The following is a 16586-nucleotide window of genomic DNA, read 5'->3' as shown; positions in this document are numbered from 1 at the left end:
TTTGAGCCGAAAGGGTACCCTATCCGTACTGACTTATATGCAGCCCATTCAGCACCGAATCGAGCCCGGCGGCGCCCGATTGGAAATCGAGACCGGTGCCCCATCCAGGACCATCGATCGGCGCGCGTTGGGGCTCGCATTCCATCGATTGGCCGGTTGGACGGGCCAGCCCTACGACAAGCAGGGGCGCTGGACGCTAAAGCCCGAGATCGAGCGCGGCCTTAAAGAGCTTCGCCTTCCGGCCACGCGCTTCTATGGCGTTGCGGACGAAGCGTTCGATGTCGAGGACGCCTTGGACAAAGTCGCCGAGGTCGTCCGTCGGATCGGCGTGCCCGAAGGCTCCACCTTTCTCACGTTGGAGGATTCGGACGCCAATAAGCTCCTTCCGCTCAATGCATACGAGCGCGCCCTCCGACATTGTCTGCAGAAGGGCTACGGCTTCCGACACTGGGAGGTGGCAAACGAACCCTATATGGCGCTCTTTCCGGGCGAAAAGCGGCGCGGCGCGGCCTATGCGACGCCAGGCCACTATGCCGAACGGTTGGCCGACATCGAGCCGCTCGTTCGACGCCTGCAGCCCAATGCGATGGTCGGCCTGCCCATCCTGCACACCAAGGAAGATTGGGGCGCATCGCTCATGGCGCGGTGCCGAGGCCATTACGACTTCATCGTCGGACACTACTATGGCTTTGCAAGAGCGTATCAGGGAGCCTCGGTGGAGCAGCTGGTCATAACGGAGAACTATCGGCTCTTAGATCACATCGTCAACATGACGAGGCTGGCGGCGAGGCTGAATCCGGGCCGTACGATCCTGCAGATGGATACGGAATGGGGGATGCACAGCCCTGGACCAGACGGCGAACGAGCGGACGACGCGCTGCGCAACGGCAACATCGTAGGGGCGCTGCATCGAGCGGTCCGCCTCATCTGCTACCTGCGCGAAGGCGTCGTTCAGGCAGCGTGCGGCTGGCAGGCGCTCACCAATTCAAAACTGCCGGGCTATTCGTTCTTGCCGACCAACGAGCCGGAGCGTCGAGGCGTGCTCTACTGGCTGCAGCATCGGTTTGCACGCTATGTGGGCGATCAGGCGCTGGAGATAGCCGGGCGCGGTCCTTACTATCTGGCCAAAGGCACTTATGGCCCGACCCATCCCGTGCTGGCGACCCAGAGCGAAGACGCGCTCTACCTGATAACCGTCAATCCTACCCAGAGAACAGTCGAAGCCCGCATTCGAGCCGTCCGAACAGGCGAGGCACAAGCCGAGGCCATGAGCCAACCCAGCCCCGATTCGCCCGCTTGGGCAGACGAGGATCGACTGATCAAGCCGCTAAGAGTCAGGCGAACGAGCGGAGAATACCGGCTGGACCTTCCGCCGCTCTCGATCGTCTTTATCAAGTTCGAGCGAGCCGATGCCCGCCAAATGTAACCTCGTATCGAAACGGGTCGTACCGCTTGTAGCCTTTGTAAGGCATCATCGCCTGGGTTTCCGGCCGGTCGGCCAGCATCGATCGGCCATGCTGGATAAAGTGTTCGTACTCGTGGCGATAATGCTTGATGCTGGCGACCACGGGCCAGGCAGCCGCATCGCCTAGGCCGCAAAAGCTTCGTCCGTCGATCTGTCCGCAGATTTCCAACAGAACGTCGATGTCGTCCGGTCGCCCCTTGCCTTCCAAAATGCGGTCATAAATCTGCGCCATCCAGCGCGTGCCCTCGCGGCACGGCGTGCATTTGCCGCACGATTCGTGCGCGTAAAACTCGGTCGTCCGCCACATAAAGGTTACAATGCAGGTGTGCTCGTTTAAGACCATCATGCCGCCCGAGCCAACCATGCTGCCCTTGTCCCAAAGCTCCTCATAGCCGACGATCGCCTCGGCGCAATTCTCCGCCGGCATGATCTGCACCGAACTCCCGCCCGGGATGATCGCCTTTAGCCCGCCGCCCGTCATGCCGCCCGCCAGTTGCACCAGTTCCAAAAGTGGCGTTCCAAACTCGATCTCGTAGTTGCCGGGCTTGGCCACATGCCCGCTGACGCTAAAGATCTTGGTACCGCGGCTGTTCTTGGTCGATGCGCCCATCTGCGCGTACCACTCGCCGCCGTTCGTTATAATGTGCGGCGCGCAACAAAAGGTCTCGACGTTGTTGATCAGCGTTGGGCTCTCCCAAAGGCCGCTGATGGTGGGAAGGGGCACATGAGGAAACTTGAGACGGGGCATGCCGCGCTCGCCCATCACGCTCGACATCATGGCCGATTCTTCGCCGCACTCGTACGATCCCGCGCCCATGTGGATGTGAAGATCGAAATCGACGCCGCTGTTCAATATGTTCTTGCCCAAATAGCCCGCTTTGTAGGCCTGATCGATGGCGCGGCGCATCGCTTGGGCAGCCTCGACGAACTCGCCGCGAATGTAGACGATGCCCGTCTTAGAGAGCGTCGCATAGCCCGCGATCGCCATGCCTTCGACCAACTGGTGAGGCGTGCGCCGCATCAGTTCCCAATCTTTGAACGTGCCCGGCTCGCCCTCGTCGGCGTTGCACAGCACATAGTGGGGTTTGCTTTCGTCCTTGGGGATGCCGTTCCACTTGATCCAAGTGGGGAAGCCCGCCCCGCCGCGACCTCTCAAACCCGATTTCTTGATCTCTTCGATAATCTCCTGACGGTCGGTCTTGAGCGCTTTTTCGAGGGCTTGATAGCCGCCGTTGGCTTTGTAGAAGTCGATCTCGGTCGATTCGGGATGGTCGGCGTGCTTTAGTAGCAGGCGAAGTTCAGGCATTCGGGCCTCCGTGCGAATGATTGCGGCTCAATTTTATCACACGGAGGCCGGTTTGTTTCTGTTATCGGCCAGATCCCTTGCTCCGAGTACCTGCAGGGTCTTCGGAGGGCACAAGGTTTGAAGGGAGCGAACCCTTGTCGGTGGTACCCAGAGATGGGTCGCCAACCGGGTAGTCTTTCTCGGCCACCGCGCCCGGCCCAACGTCGACCGGAGCGCCAAAGTACTGGTAGCCCATGTAGAGCGCCAGCGCTACAGCCAAGACAGCGATACCGGCGACGACAGGCATCGGGATCTTGTTCTTCTCCATTGTCAGGTCCTCCGATGCTTAATAGTAGTTGTCCATGTCCCACAGATAGGCGTCCGGATCGGTGATGTTGCCCTGACACATCGGCAACGCGTTGCAGCCGACCGTCAGCTGCCTTGGCGTGTATGGCTTTGCGTGGGTATCCACAAACGAGACCATCATCCTCTCGTTCCGATGCCAAGGCCAAGTCCCGCCAAACTCCATCCAGAGATACCAGCCGGTCGCCGTTTGAAGCCGCCAGCAAGCGCTTCCATAGTCGTACCATGCATTGGCGGTAGGGTGGTATAGCTGAGTGAAAGTATCGATGCGGGCTGAAGACCCCGGAGCCTGATAGAAACGGCACGGCGGCATAACGATCCAGTTTCCGCCGCCCTCAGGCAGTCGCGTGAGGGTGTTTCTAAACCAGATGCTGTCCACGAACATTACGGTAGCGCCCGGCTTTACGATTTTCGTTTCGTGGGCAGGGTTGTTCTGCCAAACCGAGCCGTAGCGAACGATCGGACTGAGGTAGGCGTAGTTGTAGCCAAGATCGGTAGTCAACGACCAGCAGTAAAGCTTCTCGTGCAATGAACCAGGGTTCCGATCGTTGCATCGACCTAGGATGTAGTCGGTGGCGTTAGGATCCGAAGGGCAGCGCCATGTGGTCCAGTTCTTGATGTATGGCTGCATCAGCATGGCCAGGATCATGTCCTGAGGGTTGTACTGGCCAGCCCATGCAGCGTAGTATTGGGTCGGGGGGTGGTAGCTGTCGTTGTCTGCCATGTACATAACAAGCGCCCGCCCAGCCTGATAGAATCGGCTTTGGCAGTCGATTTGTCGGGCGCTCTCTCGGGCTGCCGCAAAGACAGGAAAGAGAATCGCGGCCAGGATTGCGATGATGGCAATGACGACAAGCAATTCGATAAGGGTAAATCCACGACGCACCATGATGGTCCTCCTTTGCGACGACTTCCTCGAAGCCCTCGCAATAGATACATTCTCCGCGATGAGCGGCGATTCCTGCTTACCTAAACCCATGGTATACTAATTTAGTTCCAATGCCCGTCGATTCGCCCGCCCAGTTGCGCCTGAAAATGGCGTTGTCCGACGAACTGCTCGCCCGAGCGGAGCGGGCGGCCGCCATCTTTATCCGCGCCATCTACCACACCATGGGCGAGCGAGCGCTCGAGACCCTCTCGCATACCGACATTACTTACTCTCAGCTTCAGGCGCTGCGATTCCTCGGTAGTCATGCCAGCGCCACGGTGGGCGACTTGGCGGAAGGGTTGCACATCAGCTACCCATCGGCGACCAACATGATCAACCGCCTGGAGAAAAAAGGCTATGTGGGGCGCGAGGAGATGCCCGAAGACCGCCGCCAAGTAGGACTCCGGCTCACGGATTCCGGCGCCGAACTCCTGGCCAAACTAGACCAGGACCGGCGCAAGCAATTCGCGACAATCTTGGCCAGGATGGACGACGCCGACCGCGAATCGTTTTTGCACGGGCTGAACGTCTTTATCGAGGCGGGCATCCAGGGCGGGCTGTTGCCGGCCGACCGGCTCTGCCTGCATTGCGGATCGGACAGCGACCCCTGTTGTCCCATCGCCCTGACACAGCCGGACGAGTTTTGCCGATAATCAAGCGATGATCTACCTTGACCACGCTGCCACGACGCCGGTCGACAAGCGCGTTCTGGACGCGATGCTGCCCTACTTTTGCGATTGCTTTGGCAACCCCTCTTCCATCCACTGTTGCGGGCGACAATCGCGCGAGGCGGTCGAAACGGCGCGAGAGCAGATCGCAACGCTGATCGGCGCGGCATCGCCTGCCGAGATCGTCTTCACCAGCGGCGGCACCGAGGCGGACAATCTAGCCATTTTCGGCACGGTCTGCGCCTCTAAAGGCAAAGGGCGGCACATTGTAACCTCCAAAATCGAGCACGGCGCCGTCAAACAAGCCTGCAAGAAGCTCGAGCACGACGGATACGAAGTTACCTACCTGGGGGTTGACGGAGAAGGGCGCGTAAGTCCGAAAGAATTGGAGGCGGCGATAAGGCCGGACACCGTGCTGATTACGATCATGCACGCTAATAACGAGATCGGCACGGTGCAGCCGATTCCAGAATTGGCGCGGATTGCAAAACTGAACGGGATACCGTTCCATACCGACGCGGTGCAGACAGTGGGCAAACTGCCGATCTGCGTCGACGCGCTGAATGTCGATCTGTTGTCGTTGTCTGGGCACAAGATATATGGACCTAAAGGCATTGGGGCGCTCTATGTGCGCAAGGGTTGTCGAATGTTGCCTTTTCAGACGGGCGGAGAGCAGGAGCGCGGACGGCGCGGGGGCACGCACAACGTGCCGGGCATCGTGGGCTTGGGCATGGCGGCGGCATTGGCCGATGCAGAGATGGAGGACGAGGCGCCTCGCCTGGCTCGCCTGCGCGATCGTCTGATAAAGCAAGTATTGGAGCGCGCGCCGACCGCGCAACTGACCGGCTCGATGACGCACAGAACGCCGCACAACGCGCACTTCACATTTGTGGGCGTTCAGGGCGATGCGCTGGTAGCGGCATTGGATCGCCGAGGGGTTTGCGCGTCGGCGGGATCGGCCTGCCATAGCGGCATGGGCGGCGTCAGCGGCGCCGTCGCGGCATTGGGTTTACCGCCCGAACGCCAAGAGGGCAGCCTGCGCCTGACCGTGGGCAAACTGAACGACGAAGCCCAGATCGATCAGGCTGTCGTTGCGCTTTTGGAGAGTTTGAGGGATTTGTTGTAACTCCTTGGAGTGCGCCGGCTTGCCGGCGCTATGCGCCCTCGCGAATAGTACAGACCTTCAGATAAATGGCAGGATTTGAAGCGCATTGCATTGAAACAAGGTGTTTATGGACGCAGAACGCTCAACCCGTGTCATTACTTGGCCGCATCAGCCGCCGCACGTCTTTGAACCGAATCGCCACTACATTGTAACCGGAGCCACATACCAGAAGGCGAGATTGTTCCGGAGCGCAGACGAACGAAACATACTACTCGCCACCTTGCTCGGAGAAGCTGAAGCCCACGAGTGGCGGCTCGAAGCTTGGGCAGTATTTTCAAACCACTATCACTTTGTTGGGATTTCTCCCGAGAAGTGCGACCTGACCGCGTTGATAAGGTCTATCCATTCGAAATCGGCGCGCGAGATAAACCGAATTCACAGCGAACCGGGTTGCCAAGTTTGGTGGCAATACTGGGACACCATCATAGGCTCGGACAAGGCGCTCTATGCAAGGTTGCACTATGTGCATGCTAACCCTGTTCGACATGGTTATCAAAAACATCCGCGGATGTATCGCTGGTGTTCTTATGCGTGGATGGAACAAGGGTATCCCGATTCGTACGTCAAGACGGTTACATCGTTTAAGTACGATTTGATAAGAGTGCCGGACGATTTTTAGCGTCGGCAAGCCGACGCGCTCCAGGGGTCAGAGCAATGCCCCCAAACAGGTAGACTCCTCTCTATCTCCCCGATATGGATTACCTGAACAGCCTCAACGAGCAGCAACGAGCGGCGGTCGAGCACGGCGACGGGCCGTTGCTCGTCTTTGCGGGCGCCGGCAGCGGAAAAACCCGCGTCATCACCTATCGCATCGCCTGTCTCATTCGCGAGCGCAACGTACCGCCCTGGAACATCCTTGCCGTTACCTTTACCAACAAAGCCGCTGCCGAAATGCGACACCGGCTCGAAGCGCTGCTGGGCGCGGAGGTCGAAGGACTCTGGGTCGGCACCTTTCACGCCACCTGCGCACGAATACTGCGCGAATCGGGCGCGGCCATCGGCATACCGGGCAACTTCGTCGTTTACGATGACGGAGAGCAGGTCGATCTGGTCAAAAAGGCGCTGCGACAGCTGAACATCGACGAGAAAGCCCACCCGCCGCGACCGCTTCTCTACGCCATCAGCGCCCAAAAGGAGAAATTGGTCGGCCCGGAGCAGTTCGCCAAGCGCGCATCCGGTTATTATGAAGAACTCCTCTCCCAAGTCTATGCCCGCTATTCGCGGTTGCTCAAAGAATCGAACGCGCTCGACTTTGACGACCTGCTCTGCGCGGCCATCCAACTCTTGGAGGAAAGCCCCGAAGCGCTGGCGCGATACCAAAACAAGTTTCAGCACGTCCTGGTCGACGAATACCAAGACGCGAACTACGTGCAGTACAAACTGGTGCACTTGTTGACCGAGAAGAGCCGAAACCTCTGCGTCGTAGGCGACGACGACCAAAGCATCTATAGCTTCCGCGGGGCGCGAGTAGAACTGATCCTTGAGTTCGAAAGGGACCACCCAGACGCCAAAGTGATCAAGCTCGAGCAGAACTATCGATCGACCCAACGCATTTTGGACGCCGCCCACAGCATCGTCCGCAAAAACACAAGTCGCGCCGCCAAGAAACTCTGGACCGACCGGCAAGGCGGCGCGCCCGTAACCCTCACCCAAGCGGACGACGACGCGACCGAAGCCCGCATGGTTGCCGAATACATCCGCCGGAAGCAGCAAGAAGGCGAGAGAACGGCTAAGGAGTTCGCCGTGCTCTATCGCACAAACGCGCAGAGCCGACAGTTCGAGGAGACCTTCCTGCGATACCGCATCCCGCACCGAGTGGTCGGGGCGCTCCGGTTCTATGAGCGCAAAGTCGTGAAAGACCTGATGGCCTATCTGCGCCTGATCGTCAACCCCGACGATACGCTGGCGTTGGTCCGATGCTTGGCCAACCCGCCCAAAGGCATTGGCGATACATCTGTTCAAAAGCTAGACGCCTACTCGAGAGAACGAGAGATCAGTCTTTGGCAGGCAGCCTGCAGCCGCGAAGGGCAAATGCTGCTGACGGGCAAACCCGCCAGCGCCCTTAGGACTTTCATCGAGAAGATCAAGAACCTTCAAGCCGAGGCGGAACGAAGCCCTGTCAGCCGCGTCTTGCGCCAAGCGATTGTCTCGACAGGCTACGAGGCCTGGCTGGATGCGGACGACAGCCAAGAAGGCGAAGATCGCAAAGAGAACGCGAGAGAGCTCGAAAACGTCGCCGCCCAATTCGAGGAGCAGTCGAACGACAAGTCGACGCTCGCCTTTGTCCAGCAGACCGCGCTGGCGTCCGATTTGGATTCGGTAGACGACGAAGCGGGGCAGGCGCTCTTGATGACGCTGCACACCGCCAAAGGACTGGAGTTCCCAGTAGTGTTCATCGCAGGATTGGAAGAAGGGCTGACGCCCCATATGCGAAGCGAACTCCCGCACGAAATCGAAGAAGAACGGCGGCTGGTCTATGTCGGAATGACCCGGGCGAGGGAAGAACTGCACCTGCTGACGGCCAATTCGAGACGCTTCAACGGCGTGCCGAGATGGTCTAGACCGTCCCGATTTCTGCGCGACCTGCCGCCTGGCGGCACAACGACCCTGCTGAACTTGATGTTCGGGCAATACGTGCCGGATCGATCGCCCGAGCCGACCGAACGACCCCAGCCCGCAAAAGTTGTGGCCGATGTCGGCCTTTACCCTCCCAGTTCGGTGGCCGTCCATCCCAAATATGGCGAGGGTATCGTCACCAAATGCGAGCCTTCGGCCGATGGCGATCTGTACGTAACGTTGGTCTTCCCAGGCGAGATAGGGATCAAGACGGTGCTGGCTTCGGTGGCGAAGTTGGAACCTTTGAGCGGCTCCAGCCGTTAATATTAGCATGAGAAAAATAGTTCCCGCTGTGCTTTTTATAGCGGCAGTTGCTTCTGCCTTCGCCGCTCCCAAAACGTTCGTTTTCGGCAAGGGCTCCGACGCGCAACAGTTGGCGACCGTCGAGAGCCAAGCGCCCTTTGAGACCTTCACCGGACGCAGTTCCAAATTGACAGGCTCCGTCCAATTCGATCCCGATAAACGCACCGGTTCGGGCTCGTTCGAGATCAACGTGGCCTCGATCGACACCGGCATCGCCATGCGAAACGAGCACATGACCGACGTCGGATGGCTCGACGCGGCCAAGCATCCGACCATCAAGTTTGTTAGCACAAACGTTCGTCACAAAAGCGGCGACATCTACGCTGTAACAGGCGATTTCACCCTTAAGGGCGTAACCAAGCGAATTACGATCGATGTTCGCGTCCGCTATATGCCCGCCAGCGATCAGACGCGCGCAGCCCGTTTCAGAGGCGATGTCCTGCACGTTCAGTCAACCTTTAAGGTCAAGTTGGCGGATCACAATATCAAACATGCGTCGATCAACCAGGGCAAGGTGGGCGAAACCGTTACCATTACGATCAGCGCGTTTGGGCAGACCGGATAAGGCTATGAAAATCTTGCGCGGTCTGTTTCAGGTCGTGCTGGTCGCATCGATCGTGGTCGGGATCGGAACCTATCCGATCCTGGCCAACTACACGGCTCGGGCAAAGCTGATCCAGCGAGTAGAGCACGACCCGGCAACCGCTCGACTTATGGGCGAACCGGGCGCGCCGATAGGATCGGCGCACCTTATGATCATCGACGATCCGAAAGCCTTCCTGCCCGAGTTCAAAGAAGAAGGCAGCCCGCACTATGTGAACGAAGCCTATCTGAGAGAGCACGACATCTATCCGTTGCAGCTTCGCACAGTCGAGGAGATTGCCGCGCTGTTGCGATACGGCGCCCTGGGCGGCATTCTGGTCTCGATCGTCGGTCTGACATTGCTCAATCGCCGGTCAAGGCGCGTAAACAATGCCGACAAAAAGGTTGCTGCCTGACTTGAGATCGCGGATGACGAACAGGAAGGGTCGATCGGCCAAGAAATCGAACGGCTGACCGACCGGCGCGCTGGTAACCCCGATGCCGATCTCGGTTACGGCGGCGGCTTCCGATCCTTCCTCGTTCGTCTCTATCACCGCCTTATGCCGCGCTTCCATGATGAAGAGGTCTTTCTGAGATCGAATACGGCTGAAGTCGGCTTCGCCTGCGACGAAGGCCTGCTTTATGCCCAGCGATTTCATGGCCTCGATCAAGTTCGCTTCGTACTCGATCTTGTGGCGCGGAATGCGGACGCGGCCTTGATTCGGGCGCATTCGGGCGTAAAGATCGTCCTCTTCCTTGGCAAAAGCAGAAATTAGCGACCGAGGGTCCCGATCGCCTTTGGGCAGCACAAAGACGGCAACGACCGAACCATCCGCGTAAGGGATCTGCACCATCTGAAGCCGCTCGTTCTCAAAGTAGGGCAATCGGCTCGACCGGCTCATCATCTGCGCTTCAGTCGTCTTGCCATCTAACTTGGTAAAGGGCATGGGGCGCGTGGCGACCGAGTCGAACTTATCCTGCCATGCAGCTTTGAAATAAACGGCGTTGATCAGATAAAGCCCCATCGCGTCCGGGATGCTTTCAATCATCTTCTCGATCTTGTTCTTGGTGGCTTGCGCGATCCAAGCGTTGATCACATTGGGCGCATTGGGATCGCCAAAGTCCAGGTATCGAATTTCAGCGCCGTACTCTTTTTTCGTGCTTTGTAGGTAGCTCTCCAAGACTTGCAAACCGTCGCGGATCCAGATCGAGTTTGCGCTCAACAGTTGAAGGTCCTTGATCGTGCGGTTTCGACTAGCGCCGAGTTCCTTGACCGCCATCGGCCCGTCTTGCGGAAAGACCAACGGCGACATCTCGGCAAGCGTTTTGCCGGACGCTCCAAGGGTGGCCATCCCGAAAGCCTCTGCGATCGAAGAGGGCGACATGAAGAAGTTCTCGCCCGGCGCTTCAGCGGTTAGCGCGGTTGCTACGCGCCATCCAAATCGATTTTGGTGATGTGCAAGTTCCATGGCGCGGTCCGTGAGCGGCTTATCGGGCTGTTTGGTACGGTTGGGCGGGTTTGGGGATGGCGCGGGCGTCCCGCAACCAGCCATTGTTGCCATCGCCGCGATCAATGCCAAAGCCTTCATGGCTCTCCTCCGATTATACCTTTGGGCCATAACCGCCTCCCGAAGGCGTTTCTATGATGAGCAAGTCGCCGGTCTGAACGTCCGCCTCGCCCTTGGCGGGCAGTTCAATCGTCTCGTTGCCTCTTATTAGACGCTGGCCCCCCGGGCTGCCGTTCATTCCGCCCGCCAATCCGTAGGGCGAGGATCGACGCCGGTCGCCAAACAGGGTTACTCGAGCAGGCGCGAGAAACCGGATGCGCTTGATGACGCCGTCGCCGCCTTTGCACTGCCCATCGCCGCCGCTGTCTCGCTTCAGGCGATATTCTTCAACGACTAACGGCAGTTCGGCTTCCAGCGCTTCGGCAGGCGTGTTGCGCGTGTTGGTCATGTGGCAATGGATGCCGGAAGCTCCATTCCAACCAGGGCCCGCGCCGCAACCTCCGCCGATCGTCTCGTAGTAGGCGTAGTCGCGTTGTCTAAACGGGTCCCATCCGCCGATGAGCAAGTTGTTCATCGTTCCTTGCGAGGCTGCCGGGATGCGCCCGGGCGCTGCCTGCGCCAAAGCCCCCAGCACAACGTCGGTCAAGCGTTGCGAGGTTTCGACGTTGCCGCCCGCGACCGCTGCGGGATAGGCCGCGCAGACGACGCTGCCGGGTCGCAGTGCAACCTCCACCGGACGCCAACAGCCTTCGTTCGTGGGCGATTCGGCCGGCATCAGCGCTCGCAAGGCATAGCAACAGACCGACCGTGTAACCGCTTCGGTCGCATTGAGCGATGCAGCCTGGTCGTCGCTGGCCGTAAAGTCAAAAGTAAGCCGGCCGTCATGAATCGTCAGGGTCAGTGCGATGCGGATTCTCTCTCTTCCCGCGCCATCGTCGTCCAAGAAGTCTTCGAACGAATAGACTCCCGGCGCAAGATCGTTCACGACGGCTTCCGCCAGACGCGCAGAGTAATCGAGCAAAACGTCGATCCGCCGGTCGCACTCCGCAATACCGATATGCTCGACTAAGTTTTGGAATCTCCGCACCCCGATCCGATTGGAACCGATCTGTGCCTGAAGATCGCCTAAACGCTCGTCTCGACCGCGGACGTTTGCCAGAATCCAATCCAATATCTCTTGACGGGGCGACCAATCTTCTAACAGCACGGTCGGCGGGATCACCAGCCCCTCTTCGAACAATTCTCGCGAGGGCGCCATAGACCCTGGCGATTTTCCGCCCGTATCGGCATGGTGCGCTCGATTGGCCACAAACCCCACGAGGTCGCCGCTAGCAAACACGGGCGAAAAGAGCGTCCAATCGGGCAGGTGCGTGCCCGCCTGATACGGATCGTTTGTCAGCGCGCCCATGCCCTCTCTCCATTCAAATCGACCGGCCAAATGCCTTGCAAGCAGAGGCATAGCGCCCAGATGCACCGGAATATGGGACGCTTGGGCGATCAGTCGGCCCCGGGCGTCAAAAATCGCGCAGGAGTAGTCGCGCCGCTCTTTGATGTTGGGCGAATAGGCGCTGCGCTCCAACACAGCGCCCATCTCCTCGGGGATCGAGGCAAAAACCTCATCGTAAAGCCCAACCGCGTCGGCGCTCATAGGTCTATTGTATCCCGTCAACTTCGCTGGATAAAGGCCGCTTGGCCATCAACCGATAATTTGAATCCTACTCGGCGAAAGTCGGAGGCGATTCATGGCGATTGGCGGAAGCTTCTCAGGGATAAACTTTGCGGGTTTGGCCTCGGGCCTGGATACAGAGACGATCATCCAGCGCCTGATGCAGATCCAGTCGCGCCCAATTGCGCGCCTGCGTCAGCGACAGGGCCAAATTCAGGCCAAAATGTCCGCCTTCGAACAGTTTAAGGCAGGACTCCAGGCGCTTCAGACCGCGGGCAGCGCGCTCGGTTCGACTTCCGGCTTCAATGTGATGAAGGCCGTTTCGTCCGACACGGCAGTGGCCACTGTAACCGCGTCCACCGATGCCTTGGCCGGCATTTACGAGTTGGCCGTAAGCAAGCTGGCCCAGGCTCAAAAAGTTATCACCGAATCGCATGCTTCCAGTTCGACCGCGCTAGGGTTGGCAGGCAGTTTTTTGATCAATGGCAAACAGATCGACGTCGTCGAAAGCGATACGTTGGCCGCAGTCGCCAGCAAGATCAACCAGGCGAACGCCGGAGTGAACGCTTCGATCATCAACGGCTCCTCGACCGAGACTTTCCTCGTCGTCTCCAGCAAGGAGACCGGTGCAGCCAACACTCTCAGAATCTCCGATCTGGGCAACGGCAATGTGCTGAACGGGCTAAAAATCCAAAACACGACGGTCTCGATCAAACATGCCGTTGCCAACGGCGCCCAGTCCGACCGCTTTACGGCTGCCGACCAAACGATCAAGAGCCTTTTAGGAATCACGGGCAGCCCCAGCGGCACAGTTCAGATCAACGGTACAAATATCGCAATCGACTTCGCGACCGATACCCTAACCTCACTGGCCACCAAGATCAACGAAGCAGGCATTACTGGCGTCAGCGCCTCCGTCGTTACCGAAACCGATGGCGGAACGACCTACTACCGTCTCAAGATTACCGGCGCATCGACGCCGACGTTCACCGACGCCCAAAACCTGCTTAAGAACGTCGGCATCCTGCAAAACGGCTTTCGCAATCAGTTGGTTGCCGCGCAGGACGCCGAGTTTACGCTGGACGGCATCTCGTTCAAGCGGTCGAAGAACTCGATAACGGACGTCATTCAGGGCACGACGGTAACGCTGCTCGCAGCCGATGCGACCACGCCTAAGCGATCGACTCTGACGTTCGAGCGAGATACCGGTTCGATCAAGAAAAACATCACCGATTTTGTCGGCGCGTTCAACCAGGTAGCCGATTTTCTGAAGGCTGTGGCGACTTATGACAAAGAGACCCAGCGTACGGGAATCCTGTTTGGCGATTCGACCGTCCAGTCTGTTCACGACGGCCTTATCCGACGATTTATCGAACCGGTGCAGGGCCTGTCGGGCACGCTGACATCGCTCGCCCAGATCGGTATCACGCTGGACAATCAGGGCAAACTGGTCAGCAACGACACGGCCTTGGACGCTGCTCTGAACGGCGACATCGCCCAAATCGGCCAACTGTTCTATGCCAACGGCCGCTCCGACAGTGCGTTGCTCTCTTTCATATCGTCCACCCACAAGACGCGGCCCTCCACGACGGATGGTTATCTGGTCAACATTACGCAGGCGGCGACGAGGGCGGTTGCCGCTGCCGATGAAGCCCAAACCCAAGCCTCTACCGAGATCGAGCGATTGACGTTTAGCGGCGCGATGTTTGGCGATACGCCCTATACGATCGCGTTGAGCGCCGGGAATACCATTGACGATACGATCAATCAGATCAACAGCGATGCAAAGCTCAAGAACCTGATAACGGCCAGCAAAGATGGCGATGGAAAGCTTGTGTTGACAGCCAAAGAATATGGTTCAAGGCGCAATTTCGAGGTCGTTTCCGACTTGGCCGCCGCTCCTAACACAACGGGATTGGGCATGGACACAGTCGGCGCAGAAGGGCTGGACGTGGCCGGATCGATCAATGGAATTGTGGGCGAGGGCGACGGTCAGTTCTTGGTCGTTCGACAATCGAACACCGATGTAGAAGGCATGCAGATTCGATTTACCGGAGCCACGACCGGCGAGATCGGTCGAGTTTTCTTTTCCAGAGGCTCTGCCGACGCGATTCGCACCTACATCACCAACCTGACCGATTCCATATCGGGCGACCTTACGACCAACAATACATTCTTGACAGAACAAGTCGATTCGATCGAGCGCCAGATAACGCAATTACAGGAACAAGTGGATCGAAAGGCGATCGAACTGAGGAAGCAGTTTTCGCGGCTTGAGGGGCTAATGAGCCAGTTCCAGTCGCAAAGCCAGCGGCTGGCAGCGATGCTCGGCCAAGCCCAGAGATGACGAGGTGAGCGATTTGTATAGTGGAAACGCAATTCAAGAGCGGTACCTAGAGACCTCGGTCGAGACCGCCCATCCAGTTCAACTGATTGTAATGCTCTATGACGGCGCGGTTCGATTTTTGCAACAGGGAATCGAGGCGATCGAAGCCAGGCGGATCGACGATCAAAACCGCTGTCTGGTCAAGACCCAGAACATCCTGGCCGAACTGATGAGCAGCCTGAACTTTGAAGCAGGCGGCGAAATCGCGGCCAATCTGCTCAAACTCTACACCTACATGTACGAAAGCCTCGTGCAGGCGAACCTAGAGGACGATGCCGATAGCGCCAAAAAGGTCTTGACAATGCTGGACGACTTAAGGGATGGCTGGCGCCAGATTGCCGAACAATATGGAGCCGAGGCTGCAAGGCCCCAAGTCCGCGAGGTGAGCCTGCATGGGTAGCCGAAGGGAAATAGCCGCTGCCTTGATCGACGAGTTGTGGCTGCTCAGCCTCTGTTTGAGAAACGTCTTGCAAGAGCAGCTTTGGGACGAGGCGCCAGCGATCCTGGAAAAGCGAGCCAGCATCCTTAGCGCATTGGAGGCGCTGAACCCAGACCCCGAATGGATACCGGGTCTCGAGAAGAGCCTAGAGGCCGACCGCAAAGTTCAGGAACTGCTAGTCGATTTGCGCCGTCAGTTAGCGTTAGATATGGAGGCCGATCAGACGCGACTGCAGGCGGGCGAAGCCTATGCAGCCGCCCAATTGGCCGAAAGCCGCCTGATGGACCAGGACGGCTAAAAGCCGGGTATTATCTCGCCCCGCTATTTGAAGAGCGGTCGTTGAGTAAAGGGGAAAGTAATGGTTCAACAGGCAATGAAGCCTACGCACGATTTCATCGATTGCCGACGGGCGCTGATGTGCAAGCCCACGGCCTATGACCTAAAGTACGAAATCAACGCCTGGATGCACGTTTCGGATCGACCGGACAAGCGGCTTGCTGCCGAACAATGGGCGATGCTGTACGAGACTCTAACCCAGAAAGTGGGCCTCCACATCGAACTGATCGATCAGGCAAAAAACGCTCCCGATATGGTCTTTACGGCCAACGCCGGGCTGTTGCTGCCCGATCGGCGCGTCGTGCTGTCGAGGTTCAGACACCCCGAAAGGCAAGTGGAAGAGGCGCCGTTCGAGCGCTGGTTCATCGACCAAGGCTATCAGGTTGTCAAAATCGATCCCGACTGCCACTTCGAAGGCGAGGGCGATTGCTTTCATATGGGCGATATCTACATTGCCGGATATCGAAAGCGCAGCGACATCTGCTCGCACCGCATCTTGAGCGAACTGACCGGCAAGAACGTGATCAGCGTGGAACTGATGGACGACCGATGGTATCACCTCGACACCTGTTTCTTGCCCTTGACCAACCGATTAGTGGCGTTCTACCCCGAAGCGTTCGACACCTACGGCCGGCGCGTGATCCAGGAGCATTTCAAGGCGATTCCGGTCGCGCAAGACGAGGCTCTGCGCTTCGCGTGCAACTCTGTGGTCGTCGGTAAGCAGGTCGTGCTCCCGGCCAACTGTCCAACTTTGCGGTTTCAACTCGAGGAAGAGGGCTTCTGTACGCACGAAGTCCCCATGAGCGAGTTCCTAAAGTCGGGCGGCGCCTGCAAATGCCTGACGCTCTACCTGCGCCATTAGAGGAAATGGGCGTT

At 58.4% G+C, this 16586-nt stretch carries 15 protein-coding genes and 1 pseudogene; 11 read left to right on the top strand and 5 right to left on the bottom strand.

Translation table 11 applies throughout. The features are described from left to right. The first annotated feature begins 1 nt into the window (after position 1). Positions 2-1426, top strand: a complete 1425-nt coding sequence (locus HUU60_10120; protein ID NUL83064.1) for a hypothetical protein — start codon at positions 2-4, stop codon at positions 1424-1426. Here HUU60_10120 and nuoF read toward each other — a convergent pair. From nuoF to HUU60_10105, 3 genes and pseudogenes are all read right to left on the bottom strand, one after another. Then, a complete protein-coding gene (gene nuoF, locus HUU60_10115) occupies positions 1392-2771 on the bottom strand; it encodes an NADH-quinone oxidoreductase subunit NuoF (GenBank protein ID NUL83063.1) in 1380 nt (459 codons plus the stop codon). The genes HUU60_10120 and nuoF overlap by 35 nt on opposite strands. A gap of 61 nt (positions 2772-2832) precedes the next feature. Further along, positions 2833-3078 carry a hypothetical protein gene (locus HUU60_10110; protein ID NUL83062.1) on the bottom strand — a complete coding sequence of 82 codons (246 nt, stop codon included), beginning with the start codon at positions 3076-3078 and terminating at the stop codon, positions 2833-2835. A gap of 810 nt (positions 3079-3888) precedes the next feature. Next, positions 3889-4002: pseudogene (locus tag HUU60_10105) on the bottom strand (prepilin-type N-terminal cleavage/methylation domain-containing protein). 110 nt (positions 4003-4112) lie between these two features. On the opposite strand from HUU60_10105, the gene HUU60_10100 reads away from it, so the two are divergent. The 6 genes from HUU60_10100 (at position 4113) to HUU60_10075 (ending at position 9791) form a co-directional block, all read left to right on the top strand. Beyond that, positions 4113-4694 (top strand): MarR family transcriptional regulator, encoded by a 582-nt coding sequence (locus tag HUU60_10100; GenBank protein NUL83061.1) that lies wholly within the window; start codon positions 4113-4115, stop codon positions 4692-4694. A 7-nt stretch (positions 4695-4701) separates the two neighbouring features. Beyond that, positions 4702-5835 (top strand): cysteine desulfurase, encoded by a 1134-nt coding sequence (locus tag HUU60_10095; protein NUL83060.1) that lies wholly within the window; start codon positions 4702-4704, stop codon positions 5833-5835. Positions 5836-5941: 106 nt separating this feature from the next. Then, positions 5942-6493 (top strand): transposase, encoded by a 552-nt coding sequence (locus HUU60_10090; protein ID NUL83059.1) that lies wholly within the window; start codon positions 5942-5944, stop codon positions 6491-6493. Positions 6494-6567: 74 nt separating this feature from the next. After that, a complete protein-coding gene (locus tag HUU60_10085; GenBank protein ID NUL83058.1) occupies positions 6568-8754 on the top strand; it encodes a UvrD-helicase domain-containing protein in 2187 nt (728 codons plus the stop codon). 7 nt (positions 8755-8761) lie between these two features. Next, on the top strand, positions 8762-9358 hold the full coding sequence (locus tag HUU60_10080) for a YceI family protein (GenBank protein NUL83057.1): 597 nt from the start codon (positions 8762-8764) through the stop codon (positions 9356-9358). 4 nt (positions 9359-9362) lie between these two features. Next, positions 9363-9791, top strand: coding sequence for a hypothetical protein (locus HUU60_10075; GenBank protein ID NUL83056.1), 429 nt, complete (start codon positions 9363-9365; stop codon positions 9789-9791). Here the strand turns inward: HUU60_10075 and HUU60_10070 are convergent. Further along, the gene (locus tag HUU60_10070; GenBank protein ID NUL83055.1) at positions 9750-10964 is read right to left on the bottom strand and encodes a serpin family protein; all 1215 of its coding nucleotides are present in this window, start codon (positions 10962-10964) and stop codon (positions 9750-9752) included. The two genes, HUU60_10075 and HUU60_10070, sit on opposite strands and share 42 nt — an antisense overlap. A 13-nt stretch (positions 10965-10977) precedes the next feature. Beyond that, the gene (locus tag HUU60_10065; GenBank protein ID NUL83054.1) at positions 10978-12531 is read right to left on the bottom strand and encodes a hydantoinase B/oxoprolinase family protein; all 1554 of its coding nucleotides are present in this window, start codon (positions 12529-12531) and stop codon (positions 10978-10980) included. A gap of 94 nt (positions 12532-12625) precedes the next feature. Here HUU60_10065 and fliD point away from each other — a divergent pair, with 94 nt between their 5' ends. The 4 genes from fliD to HUU60_10045 are packed head-to-tail and all read left to right on the top strand — an operon-like array spanning position 12626 to position 16572. Then, positions 12626-14896: a flagellar filament capping protein FliD gene (fliD, locus tag HUU60_10060; GenBank protein ID NUL83053.1), complete on the top strand. Its 2271-nt coding sequence runs from the start codon at positions 12626-12628 to the stop codon at positions 14894-14896. A 4-nt stretch (positions 14897-14900) separates the two neighbouring features. Continuing rightward, entirely contained in the window at positions 14901-15335 is a 435-nt protein-coding gene (fliS, locus tag HUU60_10055) for a flagellar export chaperone FliS (protein NUL83052.1), read from the top strand. After that, complete coding sequence (locus HUU60_10050; GenBank protein ID NUL83051.1) at positions 15328-15672, top strand: hypothetical protein; 345 nt, start codon at positions 15328-15330, stop codon at positions 15670-15672. The genes fliS and HUU60_10050 overlap by 8 nt, the downstream gene beginning before the upstream one ends. Before the next feature lie 60 nt (positions 15673-15732). Then, complete coding sequence (locus HUU60_10045; protein NUL83050.1) at positions 15733-16572, top strand: amidinotransferase; 840 nt, start codon at positions 15733-15735, stop codon at positions 16570-16572. Positions 16573-16586: the final 14 nt, after the last annotated feature.

The sequence above is a fragment of the Armatimonadota bacterium genome (assembly GCA_013359125.1).
Lineage (GTDB): Bacteria > Armatimonadota > Fimbriimonadia > Fimbriimonadales > GBS-DC > JABWCR01.
The sequence above is the reverse complement of the archived record's forward strand: the minus strand, read 5'-3'. Positions and strand labels throughout refer to the sequence as shown.